The sequence below is a fragment of the Cellulomonas sp. P5_C5 genome (assembly GCF_054049655.1).
On the sequence record NZ_JBFULY010000001.1, the window covers coordinates 262,108 to 279,338 of the forward strand.

The window sequence follows — 17,231 nt, forward strand, 5'->3', positions numbered from 1 at the left end:
AGGCGGGCGACGCGCACACGCTAGCGCCGACGGTCCGTCGACGGTGGGCGTTTGAGCCGGAAGAGTGCACTCGACCGTGCCCGACGCGCTCGCGCCGGAAGAAATGCCGTCGAAACACGGCATGCGGCACTGTGGCCGTAGCCTGGCGCGAGTCGGCGAACACACCAGGAGGCCGAATGCCGGACCGTGTCGTGCGCGCGCAGCGCGCCTGGGTGGACGGCGCCTTCCGGCCTGCACAGGTGCAGGTCAGCGATGGTGTCATCACCGCGGTGCTGCCCTTCGACGCGCCGTCCGACGACCCGGTCACGCTGCCCGACGACGAGGTGCTCCTGCCGGGTCTGGTCGACTCGCACGTGCACGTCAACGAGCCCGGCCGCACGGCGTGGGAGGGCTTCGCGTCGGCCACCCGCGCCGCGGCGGCCGGTGGGGTCACGACGCTCGTCGACATGCCGCTCAACTCGATCCCGCCCACGACGACCGTCGAGGCGCTGGCCGCCAAGCGGGCCGCGACGGAGGGCAAGCTGAGCGTCGACGTGGCGTTCTGGGGCGGGGCGGTGCCGGACAACCTGGGGTCGCTCGGCCCGCTGCACGCGGCGGGCGTCCGCGGGTTCAAGGCGTTCCTCACGCCGTCGGGGGTCGACGAGTTCGGGCACCTGGACACCGAGCAGCTGGAGACCGCGCTGGCGGAGGTCGCGGCGCTCGGCAGCGTGCTGATCGTGCACGCCGAGGACCCGGCGGACCTGCACGCCGACGGTGCGCTCGGGCCGCGGTACGCCGACTTCCTTGCCAGCCGCCCTGCGGTCAGCGAGCGCCACGCGATCGCGCGCGTGATCGACGCGATGCGCCGGACGGGCGCACGTGCGCACGTCCTGCACCTGTCCGACGCCGGCTCGCTCGACCTCATCAGGTCCGCGAAGGCCGAGGGGCTGCCCCTGACCGTGGAGACGTGCCCCCACTACCTGGCGCTGCGGGCCGAGGACGTGCCGTCGGCCGCGACGCAGTTCAAGTGCTGCCCGCCCATCCGCGACGCCGGCAACCAGGACCTGCTGTGGGCCGCCGTGCTCGACGGGACGGTCGACGCGATCGTGTCCGACCACTCGCCGTCGACGGCCGACCTGAAGAACACCGACTTCGGGCTGTCCTGGGGCGGCATCGCGGGCCTCCAGCTGGGGCTGTCGGTGGTGTGGACGGAGGCGCGACGCCGTGGGATCGCGCTGGAGCAGCTGCTCCCGCTGGTCACCACGGGACCGGCCCGGATCGCCGGTGTCGCGCGAGGCACCCTCACGGTCGGGGCGCCCGCGCACCTCGTCGCGTTCGCGCCCGACGCGGAACGGGTCGTCGACGTGCACGCCCTCGAGCACAAGAACCCGGTCTCGCCCTACGACGGCGCGACGCTGGCCGGAGCCGTGCGTACCGTCTGGCTCTACGGCCAGACCATCGTGGAGGACGGGGCCGTCACGGCTCCGGGCCGGGGGCACGCCTGTGCGTGAGCGATCAGGCCTCGCGGTGCGCGTGCCCGAGCACCGCCGCGACCAGCGCGAGCACCCCCGCGAACAGCATCCCGACGCCCACCCCGCGCTCCCCGCCGACGTGCAGCAGGAGCGCGCCCACCGCGGCGCCGACCAGGATCAGCGCGACCGCGAGCGAGCGCCGCGCCCAGCCGTCCCCGGTGCCGCCGGCGAGCCGGGAGTCGGCGGCCAGACCCGTGAGCGTCGACGTCACGACGACCGTCGTCACGTCCTTGACGGCCAGCCGACGCGCGGTCGCGGCCTGCAGCCCCATCGCGACGGCCAGCAGCGTGGTGACGACGAGCGCCCAGGTGGTGGCCTCGACCGGCGGCGCGATCAGTGCGCCGATGCCCAGCCCGACGGCGAGCACCCCGGTCGCCGCGAACGTGCCGCTCGTGCGGTCCGACCAGCCGGCCGGCGCGGTCCGCAGCACCCGTCCGCCGAGCGCGGCACCGGCCAGGAAGCCGACCAGCGCGAGCGCCGGGCCCAGCACCGGCAGGTCGTCGGCACCCGCGAGCGCCATGCCGAGGATGACCACGTTCCCGGTCATGTTCGCGGTGAACACCCGGTCCAGACCGAGATAGCCGACGGCGTCGACGATGCCCGTCGTGAACGTCAGTGCCAGCATGAGCACCAGGTGTCGGCGCGCGTCGTCCCAGGTCTTCATCACGGCGTCATCGTGGGGGTGCGGGACCGATGAGTGCAACGCTGCAGCCCGGCACGGGCCAGATCCGTGCCGCCGCCTACCTCCCGTCGACGCCCGCGACGGTCCTGTGGGGCCGCCTTCCGTGCGCGACGGACGCCCCCGTCCTGAGCATCGAGGCCGGCACCGAGGTGACCATCGACACGGTCAGCCACGAGGGCCTGCTCGACGACCAGGGCAGCGACCCGCTGGTGTTCTTCACGGGTCACGGCGTCGCGCCGGACGACGTGCTCGCCGACGCGGTCGAGATCGTCGGCAGCCTGACACGCGACCCCGCCGACGGGCCGCACGTGGTGACCGGGCCGATCCACGTCGCGGGCGCGATGCCGGGCGACCTGCTGGCGATCACCGTGCTGGAGACGACCCCGCGCGTCCCGTACGGCGTGATCTCGAACCGGCACGGCCGGGGCGCGCTGCCGGGCGAGCTGCCGCGCGGGCCGGAGAACGTGAGCGTGTTCGCCACCGTGAAGGACGGCATCACCGGCTGCCTCCCGGCCGTCGAGGGCGGCGAGCGGCTGATCGAGTTCCCGCTGGCACCGTTCCTCGGGATCATGGGCGTCGCGGTCGCCGGGCACGAGCGCCCGCACTCGGTGCCGCCCGGCGCGCACGGCGGGAACATCGACATCAACCTGCTGCAGGTGGGCAGCACCCTCTACCTGCCGGTGCAGGTGCCGGGCGCGCTGGCGTACGTGGGCGACCCGCACTTCGCGCAGGGCGACGGCGAGGTGGCGCTCACCGCGCTGGAGGCGTCCCTGCGGGTCACGCTGCGGTTCGACGTGGTGCCGGCCGTCGAGGCGCTCGCGCAGTTCGGGCCCTTCGAGGGGCCGCTCGTCGAGACGCCGGAGCACCTGGTGCCGACCGGTATGGATCCCGATCTGAACGAAGCGGTGCGCAGGTGCGTCCGGGCCGCCCTCGCGCTCCTGCAGGCGCGGTGGGGTCTCGACGAGCACCTCGCCTACGCGTACCTGTCCGCGGCCACCGACATCGACATCTCGCAGGTGGTCGACCAGGTCTGCGGGGCCCACGCGCGGATCCGCAAGGCCGACCTGGAGGGTATCGCCCGATGACCTGGTCCCTCCCTACCGAGCTGCAGGACGCCTTCGACGCCTACGAGCGCGCACTCGCGCAGGACGACGTCGCGGTTCTGGACGACGCGTTCGCCGACGGCCCATCGACCTTGCGTGGAGACAGCAACGGCCTGCTCGTCGGGCACGACGCCATCAGCGCGTTCCGCAGCGCGCGCGGCGGCATCACGCCGCGGGTGCTGGACCGGGTCGAGTCCCGGCAGCTGGCCGACGACTGCTGGCTGGTCGTCGCGACCTCCCGCTACGAGGGCGGGGGCACCGGGCTCCAGACGCAGGTGTGGCAGCTGGCCGACGGGCGGTGGCGGATCACCGCCGCGCACGTCACCGGGCGCACGCCCAGCTTCGACCGGTCGGTGTGGCGGACGGTGGGCGACCCGCTCTACCAGGGCGCGTTCGACGGTCCACTGCTGGGCCTGCGGGTCGCGGTCAAGGACGTGTTCGCCGTCCGCGGGTACCGGATCGGCGCGGGCAACCCGACCTGGCTGCGTGACGCCGCCCGCGAGCGCCAGCACGCTCCTGCGGTCCTCGACCTGCTCAAGGCCGGTGCGTCGGTGCGCGGCCTGGCCCGCACGGACGAGCTCGCGTACTCGATCGCGGGGGCGAACGCGCACTACGGCACCCCCGCCAACGGCGCCGTCCCCGGGGCGCTCCCGGGTGGCTCGTCGAGCGGTCCGGCGACCGCGGTCGCGACCGGCCAGGCGGACGTCGGCCTGGCCAGCGACACCGCCGGGTCCATCCGTGTCCCGGCCAGCTACCAGGGGCTCTGGGGGCTGCGGACGACGCACGGGCTGGTGCCGCGGCAGGGCATGGTGCCGCTCGCGCCGTCGTTCGACACGGTCGGCTGGCTGACGCGTGACGGTGCGACGCTCGACGCGGTCGTGACGTGGTGCCTCGAGGACGACGCCCCGCCGCTCCCGTCGCGCCGGCTCGTGCCCGCGGAGGTCCTGCAGCTGGTCGAGCCGGCGACCCGGGAGGCGTTCGAGGCCTGGGCGGGCGGGGCCGTCGAGGAGGTCGAGGTCGGGCCGCTCGACGACTGGTTCGAGGCCTTCCGCGTGGTGCAGGCCGCGGAGGCCTGGCGGGCGCACGGCGCCTGGGTCACCGCGCACCCCGACGCCGTCGGACCCGGCGTGCGCGAGCGGTTCGCGATCGCGAGCGAGGTGACCTCCGACGAGGAGGCCGTTGCTCGCGCGCAGGTCGAGCGGCTCGCGGCGCAGATCCGTGCCGTCGTCGCCGACGCCGTCCTCGTGCTGCCGACCACCCCCGGCCCGGCCCCGGCACGGACCGCGAGCGCCGACGAGCTGGACCGCGTCCGCGCCGCGACCCTGCGCATGACCGCCCTGGCCGGCATCGGCGGGCTCCCCGCGCTGACGTTCCCGGCGCTGACGTTCCCGTCCGCGCTCGGCCCGGCACCCGTCGGCGTCTGCCTCGTCGGCCCCCGCGGCAGCGATCTGTCCCTGGTCCGCCACGCCCTTGGAGGCCTCGCATGACCCACCCGGTGAACCCGCCCGCCCGCCTGCTCATGGGCCCCGGTCCGGTCAACGCCGACCCGCGCGTCCTGCGCGCCCTCTCGACGCCGCTGGTCGGCCAGTACGACCCGGTGATGACCGGGTACATGAACGAGACGATGGCGCTCTACCGCGAGGTCTTCGCGACGACCAACGACGCGACGCTGCTGGTCGACGGCACGTCCCGGGCGGGGATCGAGGCGGCCCTGGTGTCGCTGGTCCGTCCCGGCGAGCGCGTCCTGGTCCCGGTGTTCGGGCGGTTCGGGCACCTGCTGGCGGAGATCGCGCTGCGCGCGCAGGCCGAGGTGCACACCATCGAGGCGCCGTGGGGGCAGGTGTTCGGAGCGAAGGCCGTGGAGGAGGCGATCGTCCGTGTCCGCCCGCACGTGCTCGCGATGGTGCAGGGCGACACGTCGACGACCATGCTCCAGCCGCTCGAGGAGCTCGGCGAGATCTGCGCCAAGCACGGCGTGCTGTTCTACACGGACGCGACCGCGTCCCTGGGCGGCAACCCGTTCGAGATGGACGGCTGGGGCCTGGACGCCGCCACGGCCGGGTTGCAGAAGTGCCTGTCGGGCCCGTCGGGAAGCGCGCCGATCAGCCTGTCCGAGAAGGCGGTCGACGTGATCCGGGGGCGTCGCCGCATCGAGGCGGGGATCCGCGAGGAGTCCGACGAGGACACCGGGGAACCCGTGCACTCCAACTACTTCGACCTCGGCATGATCCTCGACTACTGGGGGCCACGGCGCCTCAACCACCACACCGAGGCGACGAGCATGCTGTACGCGGCGCGCGAGTGCGCGCGGATCATCGTCGAGGAGGGCCGGCAGGCCGTCATCGACCGGCACGAGCGGGCCGGCCGCGCGATGCTCGCGGGGGTCCAGGGCCTGGGGCTGGGGGTGTTCGGGGACGTGGCGCACAAGATGAACAACGTGGTCGCGGTCGAGATCCCGGACGGCGTGGACGGCGACGCGGTCCGCGGCGCGCTCCTGCAGGACTTCGGCATCGAGATCGGCACGTCGTTCGGCCCGCTGCACGGTCGCGTCTGGCGGATCGGCACGATGGGCGCCAACGCACGCCTCGACACGGTGCTGACCACGCTCGCCGCGCTGGAGCAGGTGCTGCGACGGGCCGGCGCGAAGGTCCCTCACGGGGGCGGCGTCGACGCGGCGTACCCGGCGTGGTCAGCGGCCTGATGTTCGATACCCACACCGCTGCCCGGCGCATCATGGCGCGCTGCGACGAGCTCGCCGCGTACACCTCGATGACCGACGGCATCGAGCGTGTCTACCTCTCCCCCGAGCACGCCCGCGTGAACCGGGTGGCGGCCCGCTGGATGCGCGAGGTCGGGCTCGACACGTGGCAGGACGCGGCGGGCAACCAGTGCGGGCACCTGGCCGGGCGGGACCCGGAGGCGCCGTCGCTGCTGCTCGGGTCGCACCTGGACACCGTGACCGACGCCGGCCGGTACGACGGGATCCTCGGCGTGCTCATGGCGATCGAGGTGGTCCGCGCGCTGCGAACCCAGGTGCCTTCTTTCCGGTTCGGGCTGGACGTCGTCGCGTTCTGGGACGAGGAGGGCGCCCGGTTCGGCACCGCGCTGCTCGGGTCGTCCGCGATGGCGGGTCGTTGGGACGAGGCCTGGTGGGACCTGACCGACGAGCACGGCACCACGCTGCGCACGGCGTTCGGGGAGTTCGGCCTGGACCCGGGTCGCATCGGGACCGCGGCGCGCGCGCCGTCGAGCCTGGCCGGCTACCTGGAGGCGCACATCGAGCAGGGCCCGGAGCTCGACGACGGGGGTGCGCCGCTGGGCGTCGTCACCTCGATCGCGAGCGCGCGACGGTTCGCCGTGCAGATCGACGGCGAGGCCCGGCACGCCGGGGGCGCCCGGTACGAGAAGCGGCACGACGCCCTGCTGGGCGCCAGCGAGGTCGCGCTCGCGGTCGAGCGGCTGTGCCGCGCCGAGCACCACATCATCGGCACCGTCGGCCGCCTGGAGACGTTCCCGGGGGCGGTCAACGTGGTGCCCGGCGAGGCGCGGCTGACGGTGGACCTGCGCGGCGAGCACGACGACGACCGCGACCGCGTCTGGGGCAGCATCACCCGTGAGCTCGACGAGATCGCCGGCCGGCGCGGGCTCACCTGGTCCGCGCGCGAGCTGCACGAGGCGCCCGCCGTGCGGTGCGACACGCTCCTGCAGGACGTCGTGCGCGCCGGGATCGAGGACACCGGCCGGCGGCACGTCCCCGCGCTGTTCAGCCGCGCGGGGCACGACGCCATGGCGATGGGCGCGGTCACCGGCGTCGGCATGCTGTTCCTGCGCAACCCCGACGGCATCAGCCACCACCCCGACGAGGACGTCAGCGTGGCCGACGTGGAGACCGGCCTGACCGCGCTGGTCGCGACGGTCGAGCACCTGGCGCGCGAGGCCTCCTGAGAAGATCGTTCCCGTGGAACCGCCGCTCTTCGACTCCGTCCCCGACATCCGGCTCATCGCCGTCGACATGGACGGCTCCCTGCTCGACGACGAGAAGCGCGTCCACGACGACTTCTGGCCGCTGCTGGACGAGCTGGCCGACCGCGGGATCCTGCTGTGCCCCGCGAGCGGTCGGCAGTACGCCGCGCTGCGCCGCCAGTTCGCCCGCGACGAGCTGGTCTACATCGCGGAGAACGGCGCCTACGTGGTGCAGCACGACGAGGAGATCAGCGCGGACGGTCTGCCCCTGAGCGCCGCGCGCGACGCGGTGCAGACGGTCCGCGACGCCACCCACCTCGACCTCGGCACCGTCCTGTGCGGCAAGCGCTCCGCCTACGTCGAGCGGTCCGACGACGCCTTCCTCGACCAGGCGACGCCGTACTACGCGAAGCTCGCCGTCGTGGACGACCTGACCGCGGTCGACGACGAGGTCCTCAAGGTCGCCGTCCACGACTTCGGCTCCGCCGCGACGGGTGCCGGCCCGCTGCTGGAGCGGTTCGCCGCCCTGGTGTCGGGCGAGCACTGGGTCGACGTGATGAGCCCGACCGCCGACAAGGGCCACGCCCTGCGCGCGGTCCAGGAACGCCTCGGCATCACCCCGGAGCAGACCATGGCGTTCGGCGACTACTTCAACGACATCGGCATGCTCGACGCGGCGTCCTTCTCGTTCGCGATGGACAACGCGCACCCCGACGTCCGCGCGCACGCGCGGTTCGTCGCCCCGTCGAACAACGCCAACGGCGTGGTCCGCACCATCCGCTCCGTCCTCGGGCTCGTGTGATGCTCGCCGGCCTCCTGCTCACCCCCGGCTTCGGCGGGTCCCGTGACGGTGCGCCGCTGGTCGCCGTCGAGAAGGCCGTCGCCCCCCTACCGGTGCTGCGGCTCGACCTGCCGAAGACGGCCGCGCCCGCGATCGCGACCGTGCGGGCCCAGGCGTCGGCGTTCGCCTCGGCGCTGGGTGTCGGCACGGAGTCGCTGGTGCTCGGCGGCCGCTCGTTCGGCGGTCGGATGTGCTCGATGGCCGTCGCGGAGGGTCTGCCCGTCGCCGGCCTCGTGCTCCTCTCCTACCCCCTGCACCCGCCCGGCCGTCCCGAGACGCTCCGCATCGCGCACCTGCCGGAGATCCGCGTCCCCGTCCTGGCCGTCTCCGGCACGACCGACCCGTTCGGCTCCCCGGACGAGCTGACCCACCACCTGGCCGCGATCCCGGGCCCGGTCACCACCGTCTTCCTGCCCGGCCCGCACCTGCCGACGAGCCAGACCGCCGTCGCCGACGCCGTCCGCGACTGGCTGGCGGCGCTCACCTGATCGGTCAGGGCATCACGAGGAGTCGGAAGGTGTCCTGCCCGCGCCGCGCGAGCTGCTCGTCGAGGAGGAGCCACGCCGGGTGGAACGGGTCACGGAGCGCATCCGGGCCGTTCAGCGCTGCGATGCGTCTGCGGTCCGATCCCTTCAGCTCAGCACGCACCTCGCGATGATTGGTGATCAACGCGGCCAGCACGGCACCGTCGCGCAGGTGACGCTCCGGGTCCCGTGAGTCGGCCAGGTAGGCCGCACCCTTCAGCACCAGGGCACCCAGGAGGCTGGGCAGAGCGATACGGACCGGACCATGTCCGTCGCGCGGGTCGATCTCGGTGACGACCGTGCGCTCGAGGGCTTGGAATCCTCCGTCGATCGCCATCACCGGGCGGCTGAGCATCCGAGGTCGCTGCGCAACCGGTAGGTGATCAGGCACCACCACATCGACGACGTCGCCGCCGTGAGCCCGGCTCCGCGGTTCCTCACCTCCGCCCACGGCCACGTCGACGAGCGTCGCGCCACGTCGGAACCGGTGGGCAGGATCCCGCGCGGCGAGAGGTGGAACCGGCTCGTACCCGAGACCACGGAGCGCCGACGCCGCATCACCCAGCGCACCGGCATGAGCGCGGACGTTCAGCAGCACGTCGAGGTCGTCGGTCGGACGGACGGCAGGGAAGGACTGCGCCGCTGCGTGGAGCTGAACCATCAGGCCGCCGACCAGGACCCACCGATCCACGGACAGCACCCGCGCGAGCTCGACGGCTGCCGGCCACGGGTGCGCCCAGCCGCCGGGCGGAGCGTCGACAGCGAGGACGCTCACCCGTCCACCGCGTCCCGGCGAAGCTCGCGCAGCAGCGACAGCCCTGCTTCGCGTTCGCGGGGGTCGAGCGAGGCGGACAGGTCAGTGGCCGGCACCGCCGACGGCAGTGCCGCACCAAGCACGTCGTCGAGCGTGGTCACACGCAGCGTGACGTTGCCGCGAGAGTCCTCGACCAGCCCGTACGCATCGATGCACTCCTGCGCACGACGGCCGTCGATGTACCCGTCGATGACCTCCACGTCCTTGGTCAGCCCCAGACGCAGCGGCGCCGACGCGCCACTGAGCGTCAGGTGGGCGCGAAGGTCCGGGAGGTAGGACGCCGACCCACGAAGGACCAGGACGGTGGCGCGACTGCGGGTCAGGCTCGAGAGCTCCTCGGCCGGGGTGGTCCCGACCAGGTGGCGCACGTTGCGCCCTTGTCCCGACGTGAGCCACGGAGCGTCGCGTCCACTCCATGCGAAGAGCACCGCCCACGCGACCGCCGCGCTGAGCGGGCGGCCCGGTCGGGTCCGGGACTGGGCGAGCTTCGCCACGGAGACGGGGTCGACCAGCGCAGTCCGACCGACGGTTCCCAGGCTTCTCAGGGCACCGGTGCGGAGCATCCGTTCGACCTGGCGCTGCGAGACGCGCAGACGCGCCGCTGCCTCGCCCGTGCCCATTCCACTCACGCTGTATATAGTCGCATGAGCGACCTATTACAACAAGAAGCTCCGACACCGGTAGGGAGCCCCGAGTGCCGCGGCAAAGTCATCCTGGGACCGGATGGCCGGACCTGCCGCAGCACACCCCACTCCCGAACGTCTGACGCCCTACGCTCCGACCGTGAGCACCCGCCGACGTCGCGCCGCCTGGGTCGTGGGTGGCGTGCTGCTGGCGCTGGTCGCGGTCCCGATCCTCGCGGTCCAGGCAGTCGGCCAGTCGAAGGTCCGCACCGACGACGACTCCCCCGCGTCGGTCGCCCTCGTCCTGGGCGCCGGGCTCCGTCCGGACGGCAGCCCGTCCGTGTACCTGGCCCGCCGCCTGGACGCCGCGCGCGAGCTGTACGAGCGCGGGGAGGTGGACGTCCTGCTGGTCAGCGGCGACAACGGAACGCCCCAGCACGACGAGCCGTCCGCGATGCTGGAATGGCTCGTCGACCACGGCGTCCCCGCGGACGACGTCGTCCGCGACCACGCGGGGTTCGACACCCACGACTCCTGCGTCCGGGCGCACGACGTATTCGGGGTCCAGGACGCGGTCGTCGTGACGCAGGACTACCACCTGCGCCGCGCGCTGTTCTCGTGCGCGGCTGCCGGGGTGACGGTGACCGGCGTCGGGGTGTCGTCGCAGTCGGTCCAACCGGTCCAGGCGCTCACCTGGCGCGTCCGCGAGCTCCCGGCGTCCTGGCGGGCAGCCTGGGACGCGGTCACGCACCGCTCCCCGATCTACGCCGGCCCCCCGGAGTCGGCGGTGCACGATGCCCTCGCCGCCGGCTGACCGGCACCACAGACCCCCATCAAGCCCACTCAGCTCGTCGCGCGGAAGCCGAGAACGTCACTCCTCCGCGAGAACGTCACTGTGAACTGCCGGTCTCGCGGGGAAGTGACGTTCTCGGCGGCTGCGTGGCTCACGGGGATGTGGGGGACGATCGACCTCATGGACCCGCTCGACACCTTGCGCGCCGCGTTCACCCCCGTCCCCGGCTACCTCGACGCCGCGACGTGCGGGCTGCCCGCGCGGGCGACGGCGACCGCGATGCACGAGGCGCTCGACACGTGGCAGGCGGGGAAGGCGGACCTCGCGGTGTACGACGAGGCCGTCGTCGCCTCCCGGGCCGCGTACGCGCGGCTGGTCGGGGTCGACCCGTCGTGGGTGGCGGTCGGCTCGCAGGCGTCCGCGCTGATCGGCCTGGTCGCGGCGAGCGTGCCGGACGGCGCGGAGGTGCTCACGGTCGACGGTGACTTCGCCTCGGTGGTGTTCCCGTTCCTGGCCCACGCCGACCGGGGCGTCACGGTCCGGCACGTGCCGGTGGAGTCGCTGGCCGACGAGGTCCGCCCGTCCACGCACACGGTGGCGTTCTCGCTGGTGCAGTCGGTCGACGGGCGCGTCGCCGACGTCGCGGCGGTCGCCGCAGCGGCGGCCGCGGCCGGCGCGATGACCGTCTGCGACGTCACGCAGGCCGCCGGCTGGCTCCCGGTCGACGCGACGGCGCTCGACGTGACGGTGTGCGCGTCCTACAAGTGGCTGTCCGCACCGCGCGGGACCGCGTTCCTCACGGTCGGCCCGGACCTGCTGGACCGCCTGCGCCCGACGAGCGCGGGCTGGTACGCGGGCGAGGAGATCTGGTCGTCGGTCTACGGGCCTGCGATGGCGCTCGCCCGGGACGCCCGACGGTTCGACGTCTCCCCCGCCTGGCTGTGCTGGGTGGGGGCGGTCCCGGCGCTGGAGCTGTTCGCGGCGGCACCGCGCGACGCCGTCCACGGGTACACCGTCGGCTTGGCGGACGCCTTCCGCGCGGGCCTCGGCCTGCCCCCGGGCGGCAGCGCGATCGTCCGGCTGCCCGACGACGCGGCGGGCTCGCGACGCGCCCTGCTCGCGGCGCAGGGCACCCGGGCCGCGGGCCGCGGTGGTGGCGTCCGCCTGGCGTTCCACGTCTGGAACGACACCGCCGACGTCGAGCGGGCTGTGGCTGCCCTGAGCAACTCCTGAGGGGAACCTGAGGGTCGACTCGGGGGTCTCCCCGATATCCCTGTGCCTGGCGACGGCGAAATCCTAGGCTCGTTCACAGCATCGACACCGGCCCCCGACGATGTATCTCCCGTCGGGCGGGCCGCACCTTCCTGTCGTCGTCGACAAACCCCTACATGAGGACACACCCATGTCTCAGGTCGCCGGGTGGATCACCCACCGCTACCTCAAGTTCGCCGTCATCATCTTCTGGCTCGTCGTCGTCGCGCTCCTCGGCCCCCTCGCGGGCAAGCTCACGGGCGCGCAGGACAACGACGCGAAGTCGTGGCTCCCCGCCAACGCCGAGTCGACCGAGGTGCTCGACGTCGCCGCCGGGTTCGTGTCCTCCAACACGATCCCCGCCGTGATCGTCTACGAGCGCCCGGACGGCCTCACCCCGGACGACCTCGAGGCCGTCGCGGCGGACGCCGAGGAGTTCGGCACGCTGGACACCCTCGACGGTGACGTCATCGGCCCGATCCCGTCGGAGGACGGGCAGGCGGTGCAGATCATCGTCCCGCTCGACCTCGGCTCGGACGGCTGGAACCTCGCCGCGGACGCCGTCGACGACCTGCGCGCCACGGCCGAGGACGGCCCCGACGGTCTGGACGTCTACGTCACCGGCCCGGCGGGCAGCGCCGCCGACTCGTCGGCCGCGTTCGAGGGCATCGACGGCACCCTGCTGTACGCGGCCGTCGCCGTCGTCATCGTCATCCTGCTCATCACGTACCGCAGCCCGATCCTCTGGCTGCTGCCGGTCATCTCGGCGGGGGTCGCGCTCACCGTCTCGCAGGCCCTGATCTACCTGCTCGCGGACAACTACGACCTCACGGTCAACGCGCAGAGCGCCGGCATCCTCACGGTCCTCGTGTTCGGCGCGGGGACGGACTACGCCCTGCTGCTCGTGGCGCGCTACCGCGAGGAGCTGCGCAACCACGGCGACCGGCACGAGGCGATGGCCCTCGCCCTGCACCGGGCCAGCCCGGCGATCATCGCCTCCGGCGCCACCGTCGCCATCGGCATGCTGTGCCTGCTGTTCGCGAGCATGAACTCGACGGCTGGCCTCGGTCCGGTCGCGGCCGTCGGCGTCGGCGTCGCGGTGCTCGTCATGCTGACCCTGCTGCCGGCGCTGCTGGTGACGTGCGGCCGGTGGATCTTCTGGCCCCGGACCCCGAAGCTCGGCGACGACGAGCCGTCCGAGCACGGCTTCTGGGCCCGGGTCGGCGGTCGCATCGAGCGCCGGCCGCGTGCCACGTGGATCGGGACGTCCGCGATCCTCGCCGTCGCCTGCCTGGGGATCGTCGCGCTCAACGCGACCGGCCTGACCACCGAGGAGTCGTTCCGTGGTGAGCAGCCGTCCATCGTGGGCGAGAAGGTGCTCGCCGCGCACTTCCCCGGCGGCGCCGGCTCACCGGTCGCGGTCATCGCGAACGCCGAACAGGCCACCGAGGTGGCGATCGTCTTCGCCGACGTCGACGGCATCGACCCGACGAGCATCACGGAGCCCGTCGTCAAGGACGGCCTGGCGTACATCGAGGGCACCCTCACGTCGGCGCCCGACAGCGACGACGCCTACGACACGGTCGACCGGGTGCGGGACGCGGTGCACGACGTCCCCGACGCGGACGCCCTGGTGGGCGGCGCGACGGCCGTCAACCTCGACGTGCAGCGAGCCTCCGCGGCCGACAACCTGCTGATCATCCCGATCATCCTGCTCGTCGTGCTCCTCATCCTCGTGCTCCTGCTCCGCTCGATCCTGGCCCCGGTGGTCCTGATCGGCACCGTCGTGCTCTCGTTCGGCGCCGCCATCGGCATCAGCGCGCTGGTGTTCAAGTACGTCTTCGGCTATGCCGGGGCGGACACGTCCTTCCCGCTGTTCGTCTTCGTGTTCCTGGTCGCGCTGGGGATCGACTACAACATCTTCCTCATGACCCGGGTCCGGGAGGAGGCGATCCGGCTCGGGCACCATCGCGGCTCGCTGGTCGGTCTCGCGGCCACCGGCGGGGTGATCACGTCGGCCGGGCTGGTGCTCGCCGGGACGTTCGCGGTGCTCGGCACGCTGCCCCTCGTGGCGTTCGCGGAGATCGGTTTCGCCGTGGCGTTCGGGGTGCTGCTCGACACCCTCGTGGTCAGGTCCGTGCTGGTCACGGCGCTGAACCTCGACATCGGCAAGGCGATGTGGTGGCCCAGCGCACTGAGCAGGCAGCCCGACCCGGAGCCTGCCGAGAGGCCGGTACCCGTCCCGGTCGCCTGATCGCCACGCGAGATGCCCGGATCGTCCAGACGATCCGGGCATCTCGGGATAACGTCTGGCGCAGGGCCCTTCGCAGGGCACTCCAGCGGCGCCAGGAGCTGACGTGACCGAGATCGTTGAGACACCGACCACCACCGCGCCGGCCACCCGATGGTGGGCGCTCGACCCAGAGGCTGCGAGCGCGCAGCTCAGCACCGACCCGACGACAGGCCTCTCGTCGGCCGAGGTCACGGCGCGCCGGGAGCGGTACGGCTCGAACACCCTGACCGCACAGGCGGCCCCCTCTGTGTGGTCCGTGGTCTTCCAGCAGCTGCGGGACCCGATGAACATCATGCTCATCGCCGTCGCGGTGGTCAGCGCAGCCATCGGGCAGGGGTCGACGGCCCTCATCGTCGGCTTCCTGGTGGTGATCAACGTCGTCATCGGGACGCGCCAGGAGATGCTCGCGCGCAAGAGCGTCGACGCGCTGGCCACGATGCAGGAACCGCAGTCCCGCGTGCGGCGCGACGGCGCCCTGGTGCAGATCCCGGCGCACGACCTGGTGCCGGGTGACATCGTCGAGCTCGAGGCCGGCGACATCGTGCCCGCCGACGGCCGGCTGCTGCGGACCGCCACGATGGAGACGCAGGAAGCGGCGCTGACCGGCGAGAGCACGCCGATCGGCAAGGACGTGATCACGCTCGCCGACGAGGACGTCCCCCTCGGCGACCGGGCCAACATGGCGTTCCAGAACACGTCGGTCACGCGCGGCACCGGCACGATGCTGGTCACCGCGACGGGCATGACCACGCAGATCGGCAACATCGCGACGCTGCTGTCGTCGGTGGAGAAGACGAAGTCGCCGCTGCAGCGCGAGCTCGACAAGCTGACCAAGGTGCTGGGCGTCATCGCGTGGAGCGCGGTGGCGGTCATCGTGCTCATCGGCATCGCCCGCGGCCAGTCCCCGAGCGACCTGCTGTTCCTGGCGACCGCCGTGGCGATCTCCGCCATCCCGACGGGCCTGCCCACGTTCGTCCAGGCGATGCTCGCGTACGGGGCACGCCAGCTGGCCGACGCGAAGGCGGTCGTCGCGAACCTCAACGACGTCGAGACGCTCGGGGCGACGAGCTCGATCAACTCCGACAAGACGGGGACCCTGACCCTCAACGAGATGACCGTGACCGCGCTGTACACGATCGGTCAGCACTTCACGGTCGAGGGCAGCGGCTACGCGAAGACGGGCAAGATCCTGCAGACGGCGGGCGCCGACGTGCCGGACCTCACGCCGCTCGCCTACGGCCTGTGCCTGGCCAGCGACGCGACCGTGTCCGACTCCGGTGCCGTCATCGGCGACCCGACGGAGGCCGCCCTCGTGGTGCTCGCCGCGAAGCTGGGCATCGACGCGGAGGAGAGCCGCCGGACGTACCCCCGCGTCGCGGAGGTGCCGTTCGACTCGGCGTACAAGTTCATGGCCACCGCCCACTGGCTCCCCTGGCGCGGCGACCGGTCGCTCGTCGAGGTGGTCAAGGGCGGCCCGGACGTCGTGCTGCAGCGGTGCACGCACGCCCTCGCGGGCCCCGGCCAGACCGTCCCGCTGGAGGACATGCGCGCGGACATCGAGGCCGAGATGGAGCGGCTCGCGGAGCAGGGTCTGCGCACGCTCGCCTTCGCGACGCGGTTCCTCACGCCCGCGGACGAGGCCGGGCTGGTCGCCGACCCCATGTCGTACGTCGAGCAGCTCGTGTTCGTCGGCCTGGTCGGCATCGTCGACCCGCTGCGGCCCACCGCGAAGGTGGCCGTCGAGATCGCCCTCAAGGCCGGCATCGAGGTCCGCATGATCACCGGCGACCACGCGGTGACCGCGAGCGCGATCGGCCGGCAGCTGGGCCTGGGCCCGGGAGCGATCAGCGGTCCCGAGCTGGCCGCCCTCACCGACGACGAGCTGCTGGAGCGGCTGCCGAACCTGCACGTGTTCGGCCGCGTCACCCCCGAGGACAAGCTCCGGCTCGTCCAGCTCATGCAGAAGCAGGGCCTGGTCGTCGCCATGACCGGCGACGCCGTCAACGACGCCGCCGCCATCAAGCAGGCGGACATCGGCGTCGCGATGGGCTCCGGCAGCGAGGTCACCAAGCAGGCCGCCCGGCTGGTGCTCACCGACGACAACTTCAGCACCCTGGTGCACGCCGTCGAGCTGGGCCGCAGCATCTACCAGAAGATCACCGCGTACATCCGGTTCCAGATGAGCCAGCTCATCGGCCTGGTGGTGCTGTTCCTGGCGGCCAGCCTGTTCGACATCGCGGACGGTGTCGCGATGACGCCGATGATGGTGCTGTTCCTCAACTTCTTCGTGGCCGTGTTCCCGGTGATCGCGATCATGCTCGACCCGGTCGGCCCGGGGATCATGGACCGCGCACCCCGCGACCCGAAGCTCGGCATCAGCAACGGCCACGCGGTACGCCGCTGGATCCTCTACGGGATGGTCCTGTGCATCTCCTCGGGGATCCCGCTGGTGGCCGGTCCGGACACCCCGGCCGCCGACACCCCGACGGCGTCGATGACGATGGCGTTCGTGGTCATGGGCCTCGGTTCGGTCCTGTCCGGGCTGGTCCTGCGGCGCGAGCCCGAGTCGGGCCTCGCCGCTCCCCTGCTGACAGCGGTGAAGGTGCTCTCGGCCCCGGTGATCCTCGTCGTGCTGGCGACGGAGCTGGGCTTCCTGCAGGGGTGGCTCACGACGCAGTCGCTGTCGGGTCCGCAGTGGCTGGCCTGCCTGGGCCTCTCGCTCCTGCTGCCGCTCGTCGCCGAGGTGGACAAGGTGATCATGCGGCACCGGGCGACCACCGAGCTCGTCCTGGACCCGAAGGAGGCCGTGAGCCCGGCACGCGCCCGCGGGTAG

The 17,231-nt window shown here is 72.9% G+C and carries 14 protein-coding genes; 11 read left to right on the forward strand and 3 right to left on the reverse strand.

The genetic code is table 11. The annotated features are described in order from the left end of the window. Window positions 1-176 precede the first annotated feature (176 nt). Window positions 177-1,490, forward strand: coding sequence for an allantoinase AllB (allB, locus tag ACXJKF_RS01230; protein ID WP_456785922.1), 1,314 nt, complete (start codon window positions 177-179; stop codon window positions 1,488-1,490). 4 nt (window positions 1,491-1,494) lie between these two features. Here allB and ACXJKF_RS01235 read toward each other — a convergent pair whose 3' ends face one another. Further along, complete coding sequence (locus tag ACXJKF_RS01235; protein ID WP_456786019.1) at window positions 1,495-2,175, reverse strand: YoaK family protein; 681 nt, start codon at window positions 2,173-2,175, stop codon at window positions 1,495-1,497. 29 nt (window positions 2,176-2,204) lie between these two features. On the opposite strand from ACXJKF_RS01235, the gene ACXJKF_RS01240 reads away from it, so the two are divergent. Genes ACXJKF_RS01240 through ACXJKF_RS01265 form a run of 6 tightly spaced genes read left to right on the forward strand, consistent with a single transcriptional unit; the run spans window position 2,205 to window position 8,588 of the window. Next, window positions 2,205-3,278: an acetamidase/formamidase family protein gene (locus ACXJKF_RS01240; RefSeq protein ID WP_456785923.1), complete on the forward strand. Its 1,074-nt coding sequence runs from the start codon at window positions 2,205-2,207 to the stop codon at window positions 3,276-3,278. After that, the gene (locus tag ACXJKF_RS01245) at window positions 3,275-4,783 is read left to right on the forward strand and encodes an AtzH-like domain-containing protein (protein WP_456785924.1); all 1,509 of its coding nucleotides are present in this window, start codon (window positions 3,275-3,277) and stop codon (window positions 4,781-4,783) included. Before ACXJKF_RS01240 ends, ACXJKF_RS01245 begins: the two co-directional genes overlap by 4 nt. Beyond that, window positions 4,780-5,997 carry a pyridoxal-phosphate-dependent aminotransferase family protein gene (locus tag ACXJKF_RS01250; RefSeq protein WP_456785925.1) on the forward strand — a complete coding sequence of 406 codons (1,218 nt, stop codon included), beginning with the start codon at window positions 4,780-4,782 and terminating at the stop codon, window positions 5,995-5,997. The genes ACXJKF_RS01245 and ACXJKF_RS01250 overlap by 4 nt, the downstream gene beginning before the upstream one ends. Further along, window positions 5,997-7,241, forward strand: a complete 1,245-nt coding sequence (locus tag ACXJKF_RS01255) for an allantoate amidohydrolase (protein ID WP_456785926.1) — start codon at window positions 5,997-5,999, stop codon at window positions 7,239-7,241. Before ACXJKF_RS01250 ends, ACXJKF_RS01255 begins: the two co-directional genes overlap by 1 nt. Before the next feature lie 13 nt (window positions 7,242-7,254). Next, window positions 7,255-8,061 (forward strand): Cof-type HAD-IIB family hydrolase, encoded by an 807-nt coding sequence (locus ACXJKF_RS01260; protein ID WP_456785927.1) that lies wholly within the window; start codon window positions 7,255-7,257, stop codon window positions 8,059-8,061. Beyond that, the gene (locus ACXJKF_RS01265; protein WP_456785928.1) at window positions 8,061-8,588 is read left to right on the forward strand and encodes an alpha/beta hydrolase family protein; all 528 of its coding nucleotides are present in this window, start codon (window positions 8,061-8,063) and stop codon (window positions 8,586-8,588) included. Before ACXJKF_RS01260 ends, ACXJKF_RS01265 begins: the two co-directional genes overlap by 1 nt. Window positions 8,589-8,592: 4 nt before the next feature. Here ACXJKF_RS01265 and ACXJKF_RS01270 read toward each other — a convergent pair whose 3' ends face one another. Beyond that, on the reverse strand, window positions 8,593-9,399 hold the full coding sequence (locus tag ACXJKF_RS01270; protein WP_456785929.1) for a hypothetical protein: 807 nt from the start codon (window positions 9,397-9,399) through the stop codon (window positions 8,593-8,595). After that, window positions 9,396-10,067: a hypothetical protein gene (locus tag ACXJKF_RS01275; protein ID WP_456785930.1), complete on the reverse strand. Its 672-nt coding sequence runs from the start codon at window positions 10,065-10,067 to the stop codon at window positions 9,396-9,398. Before ACXJKF_RS01275 ends, ACXJKF_RS01270 begins: the two co-directional genes overlap by 4 nt. 154 nt (window positions 10,068-10,221) lie before the next feature. Between ACXJKF_RS01275 and ACXJKF_RS01280 the strand changes: the two genes are divergently transcribed. The 4 genes from ACXJKF_RS01280 to ACXJKF_RS01295 all read left to right on the forward strand — a co-directional run bounded on the left by ACXJKF_RS01280 (window position 10,222) and on the right by ACXJKF_RS01295 (window position 17,231). Next, window positions 10,222-10,875 carry a SanA/YdcF family protein gene (locus ACXJKF_RS01280; RefSeq protein WP_456785931.1) on the forward strand — a complete coding sequence of 218 codons (654 nt, stop codon included), beginning with the start codon at window positions 10,222-10,224 and terminating at the stop codon, window positions 10,873-10,875. Window positions 10,876-11,034: 159 nt separating this feature from the next. Then, window positions 11,035-12,087, forward strand: coding sequence for an aminotransferase class V-fold PLP-dependent enzyme (locus ACXJKF_RS01285; RefSeq protein ID WP_456785932.1), 1,053 nt, complete (start codon window positions 11,035-11,037; stop codon window positions 12,085-12,087). A gap of 169 nt (window positions 12,088-12,256) precedes the next feature. After that, window positions 12,257-14,359: an MMPL family transporter gene (locus tag ACXJKF_RS01290; RefSeq protein WP_456785933.1), complete on the forward strand. Its 2,103-nt coding sequence runs from the start codon at window positions 12,257-12,259 to the stop codon at window positions 14,357-14,359. A 103-nt stretch (window positions 14,360-14,462) separates the two neighbouring features. After that, complete coding sequence (locus ACXJKF_RS01295; protein WP_456785934.1) at window positions 14,463-17,231, forward strand: cation-translocating P-type ATPase; 2,769 nt, start codon at window positions 14,463-14,465, stop codon at window positions 17,229-17,231.